16 protein-coding genes, 1 pseudogene and 1 riboswitch are annotated in these 21,308 nt (G+C 28.2%); of the genes and pseudogenes, 6 read left to right on the top strand and 11 right to left on the bottom strand.

What is annotated here, in order from left to right:
* Positions 1-3,992: pseudogene (locus BN7997_RS06920) on the bottom strand (hypothetical protein); the annotation flags it as partial.
* 428 nt (positions 3,993-4,420) lie between these two features.
* Here BN7997_RS06920 and BN7997_RS06915 point away from each other — a divergent pair.
* Both BN7997_RS06915 and BN7997_RS06910 read left to right on the top strand, forming a co-directional pair.
* Positions 4,421-4,864, top strand: coding sequence for a MarR family winged helix-turn-helix transcriptional regulator (locus tag BN7997_RS06915; protein ID WP_071120102.1), 444 nt, complete (start codon positions 4,421-4,423; stop codon positions 4,862-4,864).
* 74 nt (positions 4,865-4,938) lie between these two features.
* A complete protein-coding gene (locus BN7997_RS06910; protein ID WP_071120101.1) occupies positions 4,939-6,318 on the top strand; it encodes an MATE family efflux transporter in 1,380 nt (459 codons plus the stop codon).
* 79 nt (positions 6,319-6,397) lie between these two features.
* Here BN7997_RS06910 and BN7997_RS06905 read toward each other — a convergent pair whose 3' ends face one another.
* On the bottom strand, positions 6,398-7,936 hold the full coding sequence (locus tag BN7997_RS06905) for a ClC family H(+)/Cl(-) exchange transporter (RefSeq protein WP_071120100.1): 1,539 nt from the start codon (positions 7,934-7,936) through the stop codon (positions 6,398-6,400).
* A 170-nt stretch (positions 7,937-8,106) separates the two neighbouring features.
* Between BN7997_RS06905 and BN7997_RS06900 the strand changes: the two genes are divergently transcribed.
* A complete protein-coding gene (locus BN7997_RS06900; protein WP_071120099.1) occupies positions 8,107-8,781 on the top strand; it encodes an HAD family hydrolase in 675 nt (224 codons plus the stop codon).
* Between the two features lie 184 nt (positions 8,782-8,965).
* On the opposite strand, the gene BN7997_RS06895 is transcribed toward BN7997_RS06900, so the two are convergent.
* The 8 genes from BN7997_RS06895 to alr all read right to left on the bottom strand — a co-directional run bounded on the left by BN7997_RS06895 (position 8,966) and on the right by alr (position 17,747).
* Entirely contained in the window at positions 8,966-9,538 is a 573-nt protein-coding gene (locus BN7997_RS06895) for a xanthine phosphoribosyltransferase (RefSeq protein WP_071120098.1), read from the bottom strand.
* On the bottom strand, positions 9,538-10,890 hold the full coding sequence (locus tag BN7997_RS06890) for a uracil-xanthine permease family protein (protein ID WP_071120097.1): 1,353 nt from the start codon (positions 10,888-10,890) through the stop codon (positions 9,538-9,540). Before BN7997_RS06890 ends, BN7997_RS06895 begins: the two co-directional genes overlap by 1 nt.
* A 122-nt stretch (positions 10,891-11,012) precedes the next feature.
* A riboswitch (purine riboswitch) is annotated at positions 11,013-11,115 on the bottom strand.
* Positions 11,116-11,187: 72 nt separating this feature from the next.
* Positions 11,188-12,111, bottom strand: coding sequence for an alpha/beta fold hydrolase (locus tag BN7997_RS06885; RefSeq protein ID WP_071120096.1), 924 nt, complete (start codon positions 12,109-12,111; stop codon positions 11,188-11,190).
* Between the two features lie 264 nt (positions 12,112-12,375).
* Positions 12,376-14,361 (bottom strand): sensor histidine kinase, encoded by a 1,986-nt coding sequence (locus BN7997_RS06880; RefSeq protein ID WP_071120095.1) that lies wholly within the window; start codon positions 14,359-14,361, stop codon positions 12,376-12,378.
* A 139-nt stretch (positions 14,362-14,500) separates the two neighbouring features.
* Positions 14,501-15,406 (bottom strand): S66 peptidase family protein, encoded by a 906-nt coding sequence (locus BN7997_RS06875; RefSeq protein WP_071120094.1) that lies wholly within the window; start codon positions 15,404-15,406, stop codon positions 14,501-14,503.
* 16 nt (positions 15,407-15,422) lie between these two features.
* Positions 15,423-15,956: a spore maturation protein gene (locus BN7997_RS06870; protein WP_071120093.1), complete on the bottom strand. Its 534-nt coding sequence runs from the start codon at positions 15,954-15,956 to the stop codon at positions 15,423-15,425.
* A 2-nt stretch (positions 15,957-15,958) separates the two neighbouring features.
* Positions 15,959-16,591 (bottom strand): nucleoside recognition domain-containing protein, encoded by a 633-nt coding sequence (locus tag BN7997_RS06865; RefSeq protein WP_071120092.1) that lies wholly within the window; start codon positions 16,589-16,591, stop codon positions 15,959-15,961.
* A 28-nt stretch (positions 16,592-16,619) separates the two neighbouring features.
* Positions 16,620-17,747, bottom strand: coding sequence for an alanine racemase (gene alr, locus BN7997_RS06860; protein WP_071120091.1), 1,128 nt, complete (start codon positions 17,745-17,747; stop codon positions 16,620-16,622).
* A 202-nt stretch (positions 17,748-17,949) separates the two neighbouring features.
* On the opposite strand from alr, the gene BN7997_RS06855 reads away from it, so the two are divergent.
* From BN7997_RS06855 to BN7997_RS16205, 3 genes are all read left to right on the top strand, one after another.
* Positions 17,950-19,125 (top strand): M20 metallopeptidase family protein, encoded by a 1,176-nt coding sequence (locus BN7997_RS06855; protein WP_071120090.1) that lies wholly within the window; start codon positions 17,950-17,952, stop codon positions 19,123-19,125.
* A 415-nt stretch (positions 19,126-19,540) separates the two neighbouring features.
* Positions 19,541-20,338, top strand: coding sequence for a M55 family metallopeptidase (locus BN7997_RS06850; RefSeq protein ID WP_071120089.1), 798 nt, complete (start codon positions 19,541-19,543; stop codon positions 20,336-20,338).
* 82 nt (positions 20,339-20,420) lie between these two features.
* Positions 20,421-20,549 carry a hypothetical protein gene (locus BN7997_RS16205; RefSeq protein WP_278335242.1) on the top strand — a complete coding sequence of 43 codons (129 nt, stop codon included), beginning with the start codon at positions 20,421-20,423 and terminating at the stop codon, positions 20,547-20,549.
* 45 nt (positions 20,550-20,594) lie between these two features.
* On the opposite strand, the gene BN7997_RS06845 is transcribed toward BN7997_RS16205, so the two are convergent.
* Positions 20,595-20,981, bottom strand: a complete 387-nt coding sequence (locus BN7997_RS06845; RefSeq protein WP_242873395.1) for a hypothetical protein — start codon at positions 20,979-20,981, stop codon at positions 20,595-20,597.
* Positions 20,982-21,308 lie beyond the last annotated feature (327 nt).

The following is a 21,308-nucleotide window of genomic DNA, read 5'->3' as shown; positions in this document are numbered from 1 at the left end:
TCATGACCTATTCCCCATCCAAATAATTGTCCATCTTCAGAATTTATTAGCTTTCCATTTTCATCTAATTTAAATGGCACACCAGTCATCATACCTGCACTAGAACCATAACCTATACCAACATGGTGACTTGAAGCATACATAAATGCTCCTGTAAACATTCTTTGATATTTGATGTTTATACGGTTTCTAGGAGCTCTATTGGCATTAAAGTATTCATTTTCACTCTTTCCACCAAGTTTTTCTAATTTATTATTAGTTATTTTTCCATCGCCATCAAAGTCAACTGGGTTTTCTAATAATCCTTGTTGTGCATAAGATATTTTCATTATTTGTTCCCAAGCAAGTAATGTATCATATACTCTTTGAACTTGTTCTTCTTCACTAGATAAACCACCTTGTATTCCTTTTAATACTTGGTCTGCTGGTAATGATAAAGTTATTCTTTCTCCTTCAATATCTGTAGTATTTAATATTGAAGTTTCAGCATCATATCTATAAATATTGTTTATCTTATCTTCAGCAGATACTTGTGATGGATATCTACTTGGTAACGTAGCTACATAAGATTTTAAGTTTTTAATATATTCTCTTATTAATTCTTTTACTTTTTGTTCATTTGCAGCGTCATCTATAAGATTATTTACATTTAAGTGTGGTATTTCTGTTCCACCACTAACTCTTACTTGTACATTTTGTACTTCATCATAATTAGAGTCAAAGCTTAAGTATAAGTTTCCACCTTTTTCATAATCCATATTAAACTTAGATTCTGGTATTACTATTTCATTTTTACCTACACTTAATTTTTGGTTATAAACTTGGTAACCTGTACTACTTTCTCCATTATGTTGTGTTATAGCTAAGTTAAATTTAGTATCTTTTCTACTTGAACCTATATAGATATTTACTTTATCACCAGGTTTTACAGCTACACCTAACGCTTGATAATTATTAGATTGTCCTATTGTTTGTCCTTGATTTCTTATTCCTGAATCTAATATTTTTATATTATCACTTAAGTTAATATCATTTAATAAATCTTGTGCTCTTTGTAAGTCTTTAAGTAGTTGATCTTGATCTGGATGATATTCCATAGATTCTGGATCTATAGTTTTTGCTCTATTTATAAGTTCATCTATTTTTTCTTGTGTAACACCTTCACTTAACTCTAACATTAAATCATCTTTAAATAAGCTTGCTACATCAGACTTTAAGCTATCATAATGGTATAATTTTATTTCAGATATCGTAGGCGAATCTCCAGGCCACGTACTTGGTGCAATTATTATTTCACTTGTAGTCACAGGCTCATTTAATACTAATGTATAGTATTTATTTTTATTTTTATCTAATTCTGCTTTAACTGATGGATAAATATATCTATATCCATTTTTTATTGTTCCACCTGTTTCACCATCTTTTACCGGAATACCTATTTTTATATCTGAGAATCCTTGATTTTCATAACCTGAATCTCTTCTAGTTGTAAATCTAATCGTATCTATTGTATATTCTTTATCTAATGTAATGTGTGGTGTTATTCCTAGGGCTCCCCAGTTATATCCACCATCCCATGAATCGTTCATCCAGTAAGTTGAGTAATCATTATCAACAGTCATCATACCTATTTCTTCTGGTGTTGTTCCTTCTGGATACTCTTCTTTTCTATAATGCTTTACTTTAGCACTTACTATATGGTTAGTTTTATCATTAGGTGTATTTATAAGTTTATAATTAGGAACAATTGGATTTATAAGCTTAGTTGTAGTTCCTAAATAAGTCTTAGATAATCCACCTGTACCATGATGATTTGTAGCTGTCATTTTTATTTCATATGTTGCGCCCTCTTCAAGGTTATTTATATTATAACTAGTGCCTCTTATTAACTCATCTTTATCAGTTTTTTGTTCTGGAGTTAATTCTGTTACATTATCTGGTATATCATTTGTAGGATTACTATCTTCGTATTTAGGCTCATTCGGGTCATTAGCTTTAGTCCATGCACCTGTTCCTACTTTTCTATAATATAGGTCATAATCTTTAGCCTTTTTATGAGATTTCCAACTTACAGCTAATCCCTTATAAACACCTTTTACAGTTATACCTTCTGGTCCTTCTGGTCTTGTTTCTGGTATAACTTGTAATTCAACTATAGAATCAGCTCCGTAAATTTTATTATCCTTAACTAATACACCACTAGCTGAATTCCATCCTTGTGTGTTATAGTCTGCATCTACATTGTCTGGTATTCCATCCTTATCATTTGAGTTATTTAATAAGTTTGTATCTCCAGATGCTGTTTTGTCATACCCTTCTTGTTCATCTTTATATCCACTCTTCCAGTCATCTCCACTTAAAGATTGAATACTCATTCTATATATTTGGTATCCATTTACTCCTTCTACCCTTAATGTATTTTCACTGGTTCTATAAGTATCTATTCTCGATACTGTTCCATTATCATTTAATTCTTCTATTTTTATTTCATATCCAGTTACATTTGGTTCATGGTCCCATCCTATAACAAAGTGTTCATTTCCAACTGCAGTTCCACTTGTAAAATTATTAATAACGGGTATATTCATCTTTGGTTTAGGAATTTCTTTGTAAACATTGTTTACAAACTCAACCTTAGATATTTCTACTAGATTTTTACTACTTCTACTTCCAGTTATGTTTATAGTTACTTGACTTACTGCTACTTGCTTTCCTAAGTCTATTACTATTTCATCTACACCATTTCTAGTAGATTTACTTGCTTTGTTGAAATCTACTATTAAATCTTCTCCATTATCTCCAGCATTTGGTATTTTTATATTACCAGCTGATGGTGCATTTGCTGATGGTGCTTTTATTACTATTTGCTCAGTTTTATTAACACTTCTAGTTGTATTATCTAAACTTATTGGTATAGATACAGGATTAGTTTCTGATATTTCAACTTCTGTACCATCATCTGCTATCTTAGTTTGTAATACTACTGAACTATTTTCACTTTTTAATATGTTTTTAATATCACCTTGAACTTCTACTTTGTTACTATCTATATCTATAGAAGCATTTTCAGGATTTATTATTACATCAGTATCAACTATAACAGCTTGTGATTGAGTTTTATTCATATTTTGATGTATATATGTTAAATCAGTTATATCAGTCTTTCCATCTCTATTTAAGTCAATTTTACGTTCCTTAGTATTGTTTTTTATTTGTTCTTTTAAAGCGTTATAATCTGACATACTTACTATGTTATCAGAGTCAACATTACCAGCTAAGAATACTGCTGGATAAACTTCTTCCTTACCATCAACTATTACTTTATTTTCACTAGTTCCTGCTAATACACGCTTAGAAGACTTTGTAACATCTATATTTTCTATTAATGCAGTTTCATATCCATCACCTACAATTTCTAATGAATATTGACCTAATGAAAGATTTTCAAAAGTTAAATGGTAGAACGCTAATTCCTTAGCATTTGCTTCTAAGTTGTTTCTCTTAGAATCTTTTGCTTCTAATTTGTAGCTTATATCAGAACCTATATTCCCATTTAAGTTGTCATTACCAAGTTTTATACTTCCAACTGATTCATCACCTTTTTTAAGATTTACTGTTATATTTGTTTGATTAACAGTTGTATATTTTATTGGTAAAGAAAAGTTTAAGTCTAGTTCTAATTTTCCTTTAGCTTCATATACTTCAGGTTTAGTGCTTTCTTTTTCTAATGCTTTTTCTTTTGAATCAGCGTTTTCATCAACTGTTACATCTTTATTTTCTAAATCTTCAAACTTTTCATCTTTAGATGCTATTTCTTCTACCTTTGTTTCATCTGAATTTTTGTCTTCAGATTTTACTATATTTTCATTTACAATATTAACTTCTTTTTTTGGCAATTCTTTTAAATTTTCATTGCCCTCTGCAAATGATAAAGATTGCATATTACTAGCAATTAACGTTACTGCTAGTGTACTAGAAATCTTTCGTTTCATATATATCCTCCTGTTTATTGCTATATAAATTACAATTCATTACCCAATATAATACCTTTATATATAAAAGAAGGTGTTTTTAATCGACCTATATTTTGGGAGTTTACAAAAGAGGCTTTACTATTTTGTAAACTGGTTGTGATTATGGTTAATCTTAATCCCTTTAAACTTAATAATTAAGTTTTTTAATCTGTAATTTATCTTTGATTTAATTATGTAGAATTATATCACATATTCCGACAAATTTAAACATTTTTAGTTGAAAATTGTCGAAATACTTTTATATTTATTAAATATACAATCAAAATCATACTTAAATGTCTAAATATATTTTCTATAATCATCAAACATTAACTGATACCATTGACATAAATATATATAATAGTTATTATAGTTTTGTACAAAACATATTTTTAGGAGGTATTCCTATGATATCTGAAAATAAACTTAAGCTAGGACTTGATATTAATAGAATACATCATATAATTTCAAGGAAAATGGATGCTACTGTAATTAGTTCTATCGATGATAATTTAACTGTTTCTCAAGCCTATGTAATTGATTTTATTTATATGGAAGGTAAAGAAAAAGATATCTTCCAAAAGGATTTAGAAAAAGAATTTGATTTAAAACGTTCATCTGTTAGTCTTCTGTTAAATAATATGGAAAAAAGCGACTTAATTCAAAGAGTTCCTGTTGCAGAAGATGCACGTTTAAAAAAAATTATTTTAACAGAAAAAGCTATGATACTTAATGAAAATATATCCATGGCTATTAACTCAGTTGAAAATAAACTGTCTGAGAATATAACCTTAGAAGAAATAAATGTCTTTTACAGAGTACTTGATAAAATAAGAAATAATCTAGAATAACCATTTTTAAATTTAATGGTTATTTTAAATATATAGTTTTGTACAAAACTTAATATTTTAAAGGAGGTTTATTTATGACAAAAGTGTCTAATTTTACAGAAGGTAAAATATTCTCACCTTTAGTAAAATTTACAATACCAATACTAATGGCATTATTTTTACAAACAATGTATGGAGCTGTGGATTTACTTATAGTTGGACAGTTTGGTAGTGCAGCTGATGTCTCTGCTGTTTCAACAGGAAGTCAAATAATGACTGCTATAACGGCAATGATTAATGGACTTACTATGGGAATTACTATATTAATAGGTCAAAAACTTGGTGAGGGAAATAAAAAAGATGCAGGAAATGTTGTAGGAAGTGGTATTTCTATATTCACTATTATAGCTATAATTACAACTATAGTTGTGGTTATTTTTTCATCTTATATTACAGCTTTAATGCAAGCACCAGAAGAAGCCTTTAATAGTACTGTTTCATATTTAAAAATATGTGGTATGGGTTCTATTTTTATAGTTGCTTATAATGTTATAGGCGGAGTATTTAGAGGACTTGGGGATTCTAAAACACCACTTATTACAGTTTTTATAGCATGTGTTGTAAATATAATCGGTGATTTAATATTTGTAGGTGTATTTAAAATGGCTGCAACAGGTGCTGCTTATGCTACTGTATTAGCTCAAGCAATTAGTGTTATTTTATCTTTAATATTAATAAAAAGAAATGGTGTTCCTTTTGAGTTTTCTAGAAAAAGTATAAAATTCCATAAAACTTTAACTTCACAAATAATTAAATATGGTGCACCAATATCTATTCAAGGTGTACTTGTAAACTTATCTTTCTTAGTTATTATGATGATAGGTAACTCAATGGGAGTAGTTGCATCAGCAGGCATGGGTGTAGCTCAAAAACTTGTTGGATTTATAATGCTAATACCATTATCATTCTCTCAAGCTGTATCTGCATTTGTTGCTCAAAACTATGGTGCGAAAAAATATAATAGAGCTAAAAAAGTTCTTCTATATTCTGTAGCAACTTCCCTAGCGTGTGGAATTGTAATGTTTTATATTACATTTTTCCACGGAAACTTACTTTCTCAAATATTTACTAAGGATGAAGCTGTTATCTTAGCATCTTGGGACTATATGAAATCTTATGGAATTGATTGTTTATTTACTGCAATAATGTTTTGTATGGTTGGGTATTTCAATGGCTGTGGAAAAACAACTTTTGTTATGATTCAAGGTGTTATTGGGGCATTTTGCGTAAGAATACCTGTATCTTATCTTATGAGTAAGATAGAGCCAGTATCTTTATTTAAAGTTGGATTAGCAACTCCAGCATCTACTTTGGTTCAGATTATATTATGTGTATCATTCTTTGTATTCTTATCTAAGAAGTCACCAAAGGAAGACGATCCTATAGATACTTATCAAGAAATACAAGCTTTATAAAATTTATAATTGTAATTATTATAAAAATAGGTGAACTTATATTAAGTCACCTATTTTTTATACTATTATGTAGATCTTTTTATATACTATCTAATAGTTCTTGGTATATTTCCTCATCTGTCATTATAGTTAGGTAATCACCACATATTATTTCAGTATCTCCATTAGGTATTAACTCATTATCTCCTCTTAATATAGATACAACTAAACAATTTTTGGGCCATTTAATATCTTTTATACATTTTCCAACCATTACACTATCCATACTAACTGCTATCTCTAATAATAATTTTTTTCCTTCTGTTAAATTATCCTTTATAGCATATCTTTCTAATATTCGTTCAAGTAAACTTTCATAAATTGGACTTGATTTAAGTATATCGGAAGTTAAATGAGATATAATAACAACAATCCCCAGAGCTAATAAGTGATTTAATGAACCTGTCATTTCAGATATTAGTATTATAGCTGTTATTGGAGCTTTTACTATAGATGCAAAATGCCCTGCCATAGCTAAGATTATAAAATTTATAATATATGTATTATCTATTCCAAAATAAGTTGTAAATAAAAGTCCTATTAAGTTCCCTACTAATGCTCCTAAAACTAAAAGAGGAAAAAATATTCCTCCTGGAACACCAGAGCCAAAGCAAATAAATGTAAAAAGAAACTTAGCTATTATAAAAGTAAATAATACAGTTCCTGTAAAGTTTTGCTCTTTAAGTGCCATAATAAGATCATGTCCTCCTCCTAATAATATAGGATAAATAAGAGCAACTACTCCTGTAATTACAAATGGTATTATGCATTTTATTTCAATACTTAATTTTGACTTTTTAAATAAACTTTGAGTTTTTAAAATTCCCTTATTAAAAATTACCCCACTTATCCCTATTACTATTCCTAAAATTATAAGTGTCCAATAGTTTTTAAGTGGCAGAGATTCAACTTTCCTAAAATCCAAAGATGGTATTAATCCAAAGAATTGCTTTGATACAAAATCAGCACTTATAGATGCTATCATAGCTGATGTTAAAACTAAAGGTGAAAAGTTTTTATGTGCTTCTTCTAAAGCAAACATAACCCCTGATAGCGGTGCGTTAAATGCTGCTGATAATCCTGCACTTGCTCCACTAGTTATTAAATATTTTTCTTCATTATCTAAATTTTTTAAGTTTTTTGATACCCCTTCTCCTATACAAGCTCCCATTTGCACTGAAGGTCCTTCTCTCCCCACAGATAGTCCTGCACATAAACAAATAAGTCCTCCTACAAACTTATACATTAATACACTAAACCAATTAATTTTTAAATTTCTAGTTAGTATACCTTCTACCTGTGGTATACCACTTCCACTTATCATAGGTTGCTTTTTTAAACACTTTCCTACTATATATCCTAATGCTATAAGTGTTAAAAATATAAATGGTACAATTATAAAATTATGTCTACCATTTTTGTAAATATTTAAAAATATAGGTGACAATTTACTTATAATTATTCTGTGTGCTACAATAGTTAATCCAACCAATATACCTACTATTAAAGAGTTTATTGCTAAACGGTATTTTAGATTTTGACTTCTTTTTAGCATTTCAAATACTTTGTATTTTTTCATCAATATCACCTCCTAAATTTTTTATATTATATGATTTTACAATTTGTCTATCTTATAGTTTATGATTCATAATTTTAAATTTAACTTATAAAATACTTATTTTTTATATTAACAAGTATTTTATAATGTATAATAAAATAGTAACAAAAGTTAAATAAGGGGGTATTAAGATGTATAAATGTTGTATTTTTGATTTAGATGGTACTTTAATAAATTCAATAAAAGCTATCGCTTATAGCTGTAACTTAACTTTAAAAAAGTATAATTTAGGTCCTATCGATGAAGACACTTATAAAATACTTGTCGGTGATGGATATAAAAAATTAATTGAAAGAGCTTTAATTCATTGTGGTGATAATAGTTTAGAAAATTATGAAGATGCTTTAATTACTTATATGGAGTATTTTAAAATTCATTGTATGCATGAAGTTAAGGCTTATGATGGTATACATGATATGTTAGATTTTTTAAAGAAAAATGATATTAAAATAGCAGTATTATCTAATAAGCCTCATGCTCAAACAGTTGAAAATGTAGATAGTATTTTTGGAAATGGATATTTTGATAATATATCTGGTGAAAAGCCTAATGTTAAGAGAAAGCCAGATCCTGAGGGTGCTATTATTATAGCTAATAAGCTAGATGTAAGCCCTTGTGAATGCTTATACATTGGTGATACTAACACTGATATGAAAACTGGCATTAGTGCTTGTATGGACGTTGTTGGTGTTACTTGGGGTTTTAGAGATCGTAAAGAACTTGAAAGTTTTAACCCTAAGTATGTAATTGACCATCCAAGTGAAATTATTGATATAGTTAAGAGTACTGTATTAGTTTCTAATTAAAAAATTCGCTTCGCTCATGTCGCCAACGACTTCGTCCGTTGCTCAAAATCTTTTTTACGCTCAAAACCAACTTATTGATATTACTTACATTCAGAAGTTGTCCACATTTTTTTAAGTATTATAATATCCTTAAGCGTAAAAAAGCTGTCTCAAATTTGAGACAGCTCATATTATATAAATTTACCTAGTCTATAAATTCTATTAAGTTTTTCCCTAATTTCTTAACTCTAGCAAGAGAATAAACTTCATATCCTTTTTCCTCAAGTTTTGAACGTCCAGGTTGGAATGACTTTTCTATAACTATACCTATTCCACTAACTTTAGCTCCTGCCTCTTCAACAAGTCTTACTGCTCCAAGTGCTGCTTCTCCATTAGCTAAAAAGTCATCTATTATAAGTACTTTATCATCTTTTGATATATAATCTTTAGATAAAGTTAATTCATAATCAGATCCTTTAGTAAATGAATGTACTGTTGTTTGATATACATTTCCATTTAATATTTTTGATTGTTGTTTTTTAAGTATTACCATAGGTAAATCCATTTGCATAGCAGTCATAGCCGTTGGTGCTATTCCTGAACTTTCTATAGTAAGTATTCTAGTTATACCATGTTTTTTAAAGTACTCTTTAAAATAAGTCCCCATATTATACATTAACTTTGAGTCTACTTGATGATTTAAAAATGTATCAACCTTAAGTACTGTTTCATTTAATGCTTTTCCGTCTTCTAATATACGATTTTTTAACTCTTTCATTATGCTCCCTCACATTCTAAATCTTTTATATTTTCAATTTCGTTATTTTTATCATCTTTTAATACTATATTTAAAACTAATGCAACTATTGTTCCAGTTGATATTCCTGATGAAAATACCATTTGTAATCCTTCTGGAAGATTAGATATAAAGTCTGGTCTAAATGTAACACCTAAACCTAAACCTATAGAAGTTGCTATTATAAGTAAATTTCTATCATTTATTTCAACTTTACTTAAAGTTTTTATACCTGCTGCTGCAACTGTACCAAACATTACTATACCAACTCCACCAAGTACAGGTTGTGGTATACCATTTATAAGTGCTGCAAATTTAGGGAATAACCCAAGTACTACAAGAAGTATTCCTGCCATAACTGCAACATGTTTACTTGCAACTTTAGTTAACGGTATAAGTCCTACATTTTGACTAAATGAAGTATTTGGAAATGCTCCAACTACTCCACCAAATATACTTCCTACACCATCTGCAAGTACTCCAGAACCAACTCTTTTGTCATTCATATCTACATTAGATACTTCACCTATTGCCTTTAAACATCCTACTGTTTCTATTGTTGTAACAAAGTATGCTGGTAAAAATGCTATTAATGCTTTTAAGTCAAATGTTACACCGTATTCAAATATCTTAGGTATAGATACAAAACTTGCATCTTTAACTGCTGAAAAATCAACTAATCCTAAAGGTATGCATATTAAATATCCTACAACCATTCCTATAAGTATTGATGCACTACTTAAAATTCCTTTTCCATATTTATTTAAAAATAATGTAATTATCATAACAAACATTGATATAGATACATTTAGTAAACTACCATATGAATCAGATCCTACTCCACCTGCTGCCCAATCCATTGAAACTGGAATTAAAGTAAGTCCAATTAAACATACAACTGTTCCTGTAACTATAGGCGGGAATAATTTCATTAAAGGTTTTATAAAATAACTTAATATAATTTCAAAAAATGCTCCTAATATTGTTGCACCTATTATTCCTGGAAGTCCTAAAACTGAACCTACTGATATTGCTGGTGATACGAAAGTAAAATCTGTACCCATTATACATGCCACTTGAGAACCAATTTTTCCTACACCATTTGCTTGTATAATAGTAGCTATACCTGCTGCTAGTATTGATGCACTAATCACTGCTGTTGACATAATTGGATCAAACCCTAATGAACTTGATATAACAAGAGGAACAACTATTATTCCTCCAAAGGCTGCAAATATATGTTGAAACCCTAGCAGTATCTTTGTAAGTAAATTTGGATTATCATTTACTCCATAAATTAAATTATTTTTAGTTTTGATATTATTTTGCTTCATTACACTGTCTCCCTATTTTTAGTGTATATGACTCGATTTATATAAGTTTAACTAAACATAAAAAGCCTCGATAAATTATCGAGGCTTTAGTAACAATCTTAAAAATATATATTATATATAATGTAAGTTAAACTATACCTCGTAGTCTACTAATTTATGGTTAGTAGGTAGAAACTTGCGGACCATATTACCGCCAAATATACGAGTCATTTTTATTTGTATTTTTATATATTCTAACATATTTATATAAAATTTCAATAGTTTTATACAATATATATTATTTTTTTACTTTTTATTTTATTTATCGTAAAATCCCAAAACTTTTTCAATATAAGGATTAAATATTTCATCTTTTTCTATGTATATTTCATGTTTTGCATCTTCAAACCTTACAAACTCACAATTTTTAGCTAAAGATACAAATTTATTATGTCCATTAGGCTTTACAAATGTATCTTTTCCTGCTTGGAATAAAAGTACATCTGCCTTTATATTTTGTATATTTTCTTCTTTTAAAAGTTCTTTAATTCCTTTAAATGCTTGATTTAACCAATTAAAAGATCCACCTGAAGTTTGTAATTCTTTATGTTCTAATTGCTTATTAAAATATGAATCATATCTTTTTCGTGAACTAGTTGCAGAGTTGATAAAATCTGGTTTACTATTAAATGGTCCATGTCCAAATAAATATTTATTACCCATACCTATTGTACAAAATAATTTTGATACTATCTTTGAAACTATTTTAGGATACTTTCCTGTATCTATTTCCATCATAGGACAGTTCAATATTGCTTTTTCAAAATAATTATTATGCTTTTCTAGAAATAAAGCTCCAATAGCACCTCCCATAGAATGTGCAAATAAGTATAATTTTCTATCATTTAAGTTAGGAACAACTATACTATCTAAAAATGTCTTTAAGTCTTTAATATAGTAATTAAAATCTTCAACATTTATTTGGCTATTATCTATCCCAAGTCTTCCTGATTTACCATGCCCTCTATGGTCTATTATGTATACAGAGTAGTTATTTTTATTAAATGTTTTTATAAGTTCTCTGTATTTTTCACTACTTTCACAAAATCCATGAGATATAACAATTACATCTTCACTATCTTCTACTTCATAGCTTTTGTAATAAATTTTTATGTCTTTTTCTCCCATAAAAAATCCATCTTCATATATTACATTGCTTTTTATACTCTTAGATTTACTCATACTAATCTCCTATAATATAATTAATATTAATATAATTATATCTAAATTTACCAATATGCACAACATAACGATTTACCTGTATAATTTTACCACAATTTATTGACTTGTTCTAAAAATCAATTTATGAATTAATATACCTAAAAGAATAATTTTCTGATTATAAAATATCTACATAATATATATTTTATAGTACCTTAGTATATATTTTATAGTACCTTAGTATATAAAAAGAGTGCCATTTTATGGCACCCTATTTATATAACATTAATTTTCTTTTGTATCTACATCTGACATTTCAAGTTTTACAATTTGTTGTATATCTTTTATCTGTAAATTTTTAAAGTTCTTTTCTACTGTGTATATAGGTAATATAATCTCAAATTTAGTACCTTTATTTACTTCACTATATACATTTATTTTTCCACCGTGAAGATTTACTATTTCTTCAACTATACAAAGACCTATACCACTTCCCTCTTCATGTTTTTTTAATGTGTCTGAAACTTGATAAAATCTATTAAAAATTTCATTTATCTTATCTTTTGGTATCCCTATACCATTATCTTCTACACTTATAAAAACTTCGTCTTTTACTCTTTTTATATATACATATATTGATCCACCTTTTTGTGTGAATTTTATAGCATTGGATAAAAGGTTAAGTATAACTCTTTCTATTTTATCTTCATCTATTGCAGTTATTATTTCTTCTTCTTCTGTATCAAATATTAAATCAATATATTTACATGTTGAGTAGTCAACACTTGCTAAAACTATATTCTCAACAACTTCTACTATATTTAAATTTTCTAATTTTAGTTCATAACTTCCCAGTTCAAATTTAGTTATATCTATAAGGTTATTTACCAATTTTAATAATCTATTTGAATTCTTATTTATTTGTTCTAATTTTTCCAATAGATATTTGTTATCATAGTCATTGTTATTTATTTTAAGCTCTGTTACCTTACTTGTACTTAGTATAACATTTAGAGGAGTTCTAAGTTCATGACTCATATTTACTATAAAATCAGTTTTTAACTTTTCTCTTTCTTTGGCTTTTTCATATAGTTGTTTGTTTCTAGTTGATTTTTTTCTTTCTGCTATAAACTTATATACTACATAAATTCCTATTGAAATCAACAAAATAAATACTATAAATATTGTTATTTTAATTGATTTAGGTAATAAAAGTTTATATTTAGGTTTATTTAATATTGTACTATCTTTTGGAATTTTTAAAGTATCTATATTATATTTATATATTTGTTTATAATCAAACATAAATACTCCACTAGGCTTTGGTAATATACCATATTCTTCTTTATTACCTTCTAATATATTAATTATTTCTTTAGCTACATAACTACCTTGATATTCTCCTACTGCTACAACTCCACCTATTACACCATTAAAAACATATGCATAATTGTTTGTATATATAGGATTTTTAGTTATATCTTTTATATCGTTAACAACATCTTTTAACATTACATGTGAGTTATCATTTTTATACATAAATGTTCCTGTAAGAATAATAGCTTGATTTTTGTCATCAATTTTTTTTAATTTATTTTGTATATCTTCAATATAATTAGATTGTATAAAATTAATTTTTACTGACCTAAAAAATAAATATTTTGATGACTCTATTCTTTCTTTCACCATATTTGAATAAGTAAATTCATCAATTATAACATTTATAGTATCTATATTAGGGTGAAGATATAATATCAAATTAAATAGTTCATCTGTATTAGATTGTAATATACCTGTTATATATTTTTTATGTTCATCTGTAAGTTCAACATTACCATTTATTCCAGTAAATAATATCTGTTTATGATACATTATACTATCTGGATTTAGAACCTCTGATTTTACAAACTCAAAGGCTTCGTCATCTACAGCAAATATTACATCTATATCTTTATATTGGTACTTTTTATTTAATAATTCTTTAAAAGAATTTAAATAATCTTTATCATTTCTTTTTCTTATATCTAGATATTCTAAATCTATATTTAAATCTAAGTCTTGTGGCTTTATTTGTTTTAATTTTTCTTCAAATCCAGTTAATACATGGTTTTCCCATTCATTCTTAGAATCATATGAATTTATAACTAATATATCTAAAGTTTTGTCATTATTTTCTAAAATATTATATGCATATATTGAGGTTGTACCATTTAAAATGATTAATATTGTTATGCTTATAATAGTTGCATAATTTAATAATCCTTTCTTCATTTTGCTCTCCCTTATATTGGCTTTTTAGATTATTTTATTATTTCTATTATAGTCAATAAATCATTTACAATTCTATGGAAAATTATAGCGATATAATTACAATAAAAAATGAACCTAAAATTAGATTCATTTTTATAATTTATTTTATTAATTCTAAAGTTTTTTCTGTAGCATTTAACTTATACTTACATCCAAAAGGAAGTGTTATCATTGGAGTACAGTGACCTGATTTTAAGTTAAATATACAAGGCTTATTGTACTTAGATACTCTATCTTGTATAAGTTCTAAAATTTCAAAATCATCATCATTTTCCTTGTTACAATCACAGAAATCACCAAATACAATCCCAGCACAATCATCAAACTTACCTGCTAGTGATAGCTGAGTTAACATTCTATCTAATCTGTATATAGCCTCTCCAACATCTTCTATAAATAGTATTTTATCCTTTGTATCTATTTCATATTTAGTTCCAATACCTGCTGCTATTAATGCTAAATTTCCACCTATTAATTCACCTTCACACTGACCTTTTACAACTGTATATATAGGTTCATCATTTGGATTTTCAAACTTAGTAACATTGTTATTTAAAGCATTTATTAAAGAGTTATAAGTAAATTCATCCCATTTAGGAGATGTTCCTGCCATTACCCCATGAAATGTTACTAAATCAGCGTATTTATTAAAAGCTATATGTAGTCCTGTTATATCTGAAAATCCAACAAAGAATTTAGGATTATTTTTTATAATATTATAGTCTATTAAGTCTAATATTCTAGGTGTTCCATATCCACCCCTTAAACAAAATATTCCATCTACAGTTTTATCTAAAAACATATCTTCAATATCTTTTGCTCTTATATCATCTTCACTTGATAAATATCCTTTATAAGAACCATAACAACTTTCTCCGAACTTAACATTATATCCTAAGTCATTTAATGCATTTTCTATTTCACCTAAAGTTGTAGCTCTAAACGGTCCAGATGGTGCTACTATACCTATAGTATCTCCCTTTTTTATTCCTTTTGGATATATCATATTATCTCCCCTTTAATTAAAACATTATGTTTGTTACAACAACAGCAGTTATTATACCTACAACATCTGCTATAAGTCCTGCAGGAAGTGCATGACGAGTCTTTTTAATCCCTACTGCTCCAAAGTAAACTGCTAGTACATAGAAAGTAGTTTCTGTTGATCCATTCATTACAGATGCCATTCTACCTATTAGTGAGTCTGGTCCGTAAGTTGTAAATAAATCATTCATAACCCCAGATGCTCCTCCACCTGATAAAGGTCTTATAAGTGCCATTGGTAAAACTTCTCCTGGCATTCCTATTTTACTAGTTATTGGTGATAGTGCATTTGTTATTAAATCAAGTGCTCCAGATGCTCTAAAAACACCTATTGCAACTAGCATACCTACTAAAAATGGTATGATTGTTACTGCTGTTTTAAAACCATCTTTTGCTCCATCTGTAAATGTTTCATATACATTAACTTTTTTAAATGCTCCAAATAATACTATTGATACTATTATAAAGGGTATTGCATAAAGTGATATTGCATTTACTATATTTTCAAACATAATTAGTCCTCCTTACTAGCTGCTAATGTTTTGTTAGCTACTAATTTTGTTTTTTTATTTTTTGAAAACTTTTCAAATACTTTTACAGCTACTACTGCAGCTAATGTAGATGCTATTGTAGCAACTAATGTTGGCCCAATTATTTCTGCAGGGTTTTTAGAACCTGCTGCTAATCTATATGCTACAACACTTGATGCAACTAATGTTACTGATGAAGTATTTATTGCTAAAAACATACACATTGCATTTGATGCTGTATCTTTTTCTTCATTTAATTCTTGAAGTTCTTGCATAGCTTTTATACCTAGTGGTGTTGCTGCATTACCAAGTCCTAATATGTTTGCTGCTATATTCATAACCATAGATCCCATAGCAGGGTGGTCTTTTGGAACCTCTGGGAATAAAAACTTCATTATAGGCTTTAGTGCATTTCCTATTAATTTAACTAAACCAGCTTCTTCAGCTATTTTCATAAGCCCTAACCATAAAGCCATCATACCTATTAGCCCCATTGCTAATTCTACTCCTGTTTCTGCGTTACTCATTAACGCATCTGTAACTGCTTGTGTATTACCAGTTAAAACACCTATAGTTATTCCCCCAACTAGTAATACCATCCATATAATGTTGATCATTATATCTCCCCCCTTTTTAGATATTCTACTAGCTTAAATAATCTAATATTTTATATATTTTTTTATCTTTTATATATACTCTGTCAACTCTTCTTGATACTATACTTAATAGCTCATTTCTATTTGTATCTGCTAAATTAGCTACATCAAGTAAATTAGGTCCGCCATTTCCATAAAAAATAACTTCACTATCCATACTAACGTCTTTGATATCTGTTAAATCAACTATACATTGATCCATGCAGATTTTACCTAGTATGTTTGCTTTTTTTCCATTTACATAGACATACCCTTTATTTGATAGTATTCTTGGTATACCATCTGAGTATCCACATAGGACTGTTCCTACTTTCATATCTTTATCTGCTATATATGAGTAGTCATAACTTATTCCTTCGCCCTTTTTAATAGTTTTTATTTGTGCAAACTTAGATTTAAAAGTCATAGCAGGTTTTAAATCCATTTCTGATTTTCTACTATTGTATCCATATAAACTTGCTCCAACCCTAACCATATCCATATGAAAATCTTTATAAGCAACCATGCCTATACTATCGCATATATGCTTTATAGGTATATTAATACGTTTTACTTTATCTAATAGATTAATAAATTTATTAAATTGATCATAATCACTTTTCTCATCTTTAAGTGCTAGATGCGAAAATATTCCTTCTACATTTATATTTGGTAAATTGTATATATAATTGATTGTAGATGGTAAACTTTCGTCTATCTTAAATCCTAATCTATTAAATCCTGTATCTATTTTTATATGTATGTTAGCTTTTTGGGTTGTTTTTTTAGATTTATTTGATAAAATTTCAGCTTGTTCTTTTGAAAATATCGTCAATGTTATATTGTGTTGAATTGCTATATCAAGACAATCATCTGGAGTGTATCCCATTACTAATATGGGTAATTTTATATTATTATTTCTAAGTTCGATAGCTTCATTAAGACCTGCAACGCATATATAGTCAACATTTTCTTCTTCTAAAACTTTTGCAACTTCAATTGCTCCATGACCGTAAGCATTTGCTTTTACAACTGCTCCTAACTTAGTATTTTTATCTATAACTTTTTTTATTTCATTTATGTTGTGTTTTATAATATCCAAATCTACTTCAACGTATGTAGGTCTTAATAATCTCATATTATATCCCCCTAATATTACTTAATTTTTATCAATCTAAATTCCCATTCATTCCCTTTGACCTTTTTATTATATATCATTTTTAGATATTTTTTTTGAAAATGATGCTTATCATATTGCAAAAAATGCCATATACAATTTATTCCATTTTTATAAATACAATATTGATATAATTAACTTATCATTAAATAGGGGTGATTAAGTGAACAGTTTAACAAGTAAAATTAAGAATTTAAAGTCATGGTTAATAGATGTAAGACGTGATTTACATAAAACTCCAGAACTTGGTCTTGAAGAATTTTTAACTAAAGAAAAAATTATAAAATACTTAGAAGAAATAGGTATAGATTATACTACTTACCCTAATCATACAGGGGTTATGGCTTACATTAATAAAAATGCTAAAAATACAGTTGCTATTCGGGCTGATATAGATGCCTTACCTATTGTAGAAACTAATAATAAAAGTTATAAATCTATACATAGTGGTAAAATGCATGCTTGTGGTCATGATGCTCATACTGCAATACTTCTTGGAAGCTGTAAAGTTTTATATGATATGAGAGATGAACTAGATGTAAATGTTAAGTTTTTATTCCAACCAGCAGAGGAAACAGTTGGAGGTGCAAAACTTCTAATAAAAGATGGTTGCATGGAAAATCCTAAGGTTGACTACACTATAGGACTTCATGTAATGCCACATATAAATACAGGTATGGTTGAGCTTCAATATGGTTCTATGAATGCTTCAACTGATACAGTTAGTATAACTATTGAAGGTAAACAAGGTCATGGTGCTTATCCTCATCAAGGAGTTGATGCAATAGTAGCAGCAGGTCATGTTATATGCGCTCTTCAAAGTATAGTTAGTAGAAATATAGATCCTGTAGATTCTGTAGTATTATCTCTTGGAGTTATAAATGGTGGTATAAAAGAAAATGTGATATGCCCAAAAGTTACACTTGGCGGTACTTTAAGAACTTTAAACCCTGATACTAGAAGATATACTAAAGAAAGAATAAAAGAAATAGTAGACTTTACTTGTAAAGGCCTTGGTGCAAAAGGTAGTGTTGATATTGAGGAAGGCTATGCACCACTTGTTAATGATAACTTTGTTGTAGATATAGTAAAAGAAAATGCGATAAACTTGTTAGGAAAGGATAATGTAGTATTTAGAAAGCATCCTTCTTTAGGAGCAGAAGATTTTTCATTTTTCTTAGAACATTCAAAAGGAGCTTTTTATCATTTAGGGTGTAGAAATGAAGAGAAAAATATTTTATCGCCTTTGCATACTGCTGATTTTGATATAGATGAGGATTGCTTAGAGATAGGGGTTATGCTTCATGTGTTGAATACATTGTCTTTTGCAAAGCTATAGTAATTCTTAAGATATAGTCCGCTCGGTGAGAATATATAAGTCCTCCTCCAAGCTAAAATTCGCTTCGCTCATAGCGCCAACGATATATCCTTGCTACCGCTTCGGATACATCCGTTGCTTAAAATGTCGGTTCAGCTTATGTATTTTACTCTTCGCTCATGGATTATAACGAAATATACTTGCGAGCAATATATTGGCAAAACACTTCAGATACATCCGTTGCTTAAAATTCGCTTTGCTCATAGCGCCAACGATATATCCTTGCTACCGCTTTGAGCAACGTGTTGGCGAAACACTTTGGATATATCCGTTGCTTAAAATGTAGGTTTAGCTTATATATTTTCTTCTTTCAAGGGTTATAAATATCGAAAAATATCAATAAAAAACACTTAAAATTTATTTAGGGGGTAGATTTATGAAAGTTTATATTAGTGCAGATATTGAAGGTACTTGTGGAATTGTTGATTGGGAGGAAACTAATTTGCATGACCCTCAAGCTACATATCATAAGGAACAAATGACTAAGGAAGTTAATGCAGCTTGTTTAGGTGCAAATGATTTAGGTTGTGATGATATATTTGTAAAGGATGCACATGGAAGTGCAAGAAGTATAAATCCATCAATGTTACCTGAAAATACAAGAATACTTCGTGGGTGGGCTAGAAATCCACACATGATGATGGCTGGTATTGATGAAGGTTTTGATGCTTCAATGTTTATAGGGTATCATAGTGCTGCTTCGGAAGATGGCAATCCACTAGCACATACTATGAATAGTGTTGAATATGATTATATAAAATTAAATGGTATGATACTTTCTGAATTTATTATGAATGCTTATACTTCTATATATTATGGCATACCTGTAGCATTTTTAAGTGGTGATGAAATGCTTTGTGAAAATGCAAAGAAAATTTTCCCTAATTTAGTTACAGTTGCCGTTTCAAAGGGCATTGGCAATGGTTCTGTATCAATTCATCCAAATTTAGCTGTAAAAAGAATAAATGAAGGTGTTAAAGAGGCTTTATCTGGTGATTTATCTAGACATATGATAAAATTACCGGAAAAATTTGAAATTGAAATAAAGTTTAGAAATCATTTTAAAGCTTATAGAGCATCTTTTTATCCAGGTGTTGAAAAGTTAGATTCTCAAACTATAAAATTTGTTACTAATGATTATTATGAATTTTTAAGAATGTTTTTATTTATATAATTTATAAATACTTATTAGTGTATAAAAATAACTATATAAACACAAAATATAGTGAATTTACTTTATAGGAGGTATATCATCAATGGAAAATACATCATTTGAAATAGCCAAAGTAAAGGAAAGTGAAAGGGAAGCAATAGAAAAAGCTGAACGTACATTAAAAGCCGAAACTGGCAAAGACTTTGTCCTTATAGCTTGGGAGAGAAAGTAGTCTCCTTTAAAGTAATTCGCCCTGACAAATTGTCAGGGCTTTAATTTACTTAACCGCTTTTAATTTTGCTATATCCGCCCAGTTGCTTGCTGTTATTACTTCCACATTTGTTATATCTTTTTTTACTGCTTCAACATCACCTTTTATATGTGCTATATCATGTTTTATGTTTTCTTGTTCTGCTTTTATTACATCTACTTTATGTTCTAAAGCCTTTAGTATTTGAGTATTCTCATTTATTTGACTTTCAATTGAATCTATCCTAGTTTCTATTGAACCAATTTTGTTTTCCATTAAATCCATTTTGTTTTCCATTAAATCCATTTTGTTTTCCATTAAACCCATTTTATTTTCCATTGAGTCTAATCTAATTTCCATTCTTTTTTGGCCATCTTGTAATGACTGTAAAATTTCTAGTATTTTACTTTCCATAAAAATCTCCTCCTTTGGTTTTACTAATATTTATATTATAGTCTATTTTTGTCTATTTATAAACTAATTATTATTGTATTTCATTAGGATTATTTTTCCATTGTAATTAAAATTTTTACATATTAAAATACCTGTAGATTTGGTAATTTTAAAATGTACCCTATAGAATAGACAGCTAATAAAAAGGTCTACTCTATAGGGTATTTTTGTATATAATTAAATAAATAATAATTAGATCGGAGAAAATTTTAATGAGTAAAAAATTATTTACAGAAGAGGAAATAATAATATTAAAACAAAACAAATACGTTAAGAAAGTAACTTCAA

Source organism: Romboutsia timonensis, from assembly GCF_900106845.1.
In the GTDB taxonomy this organism is placed as follows: Bacteria; Bacillota; Clostridia; order Peptostreptococcales; family Peptostreptococcaceae; genus Romboutsia; species Romboutsia timonensis.
Note: the sequence above shows the minus strand (reverse complement) of the source record. Positions and strands in the feature narration are given on the sequence as shown.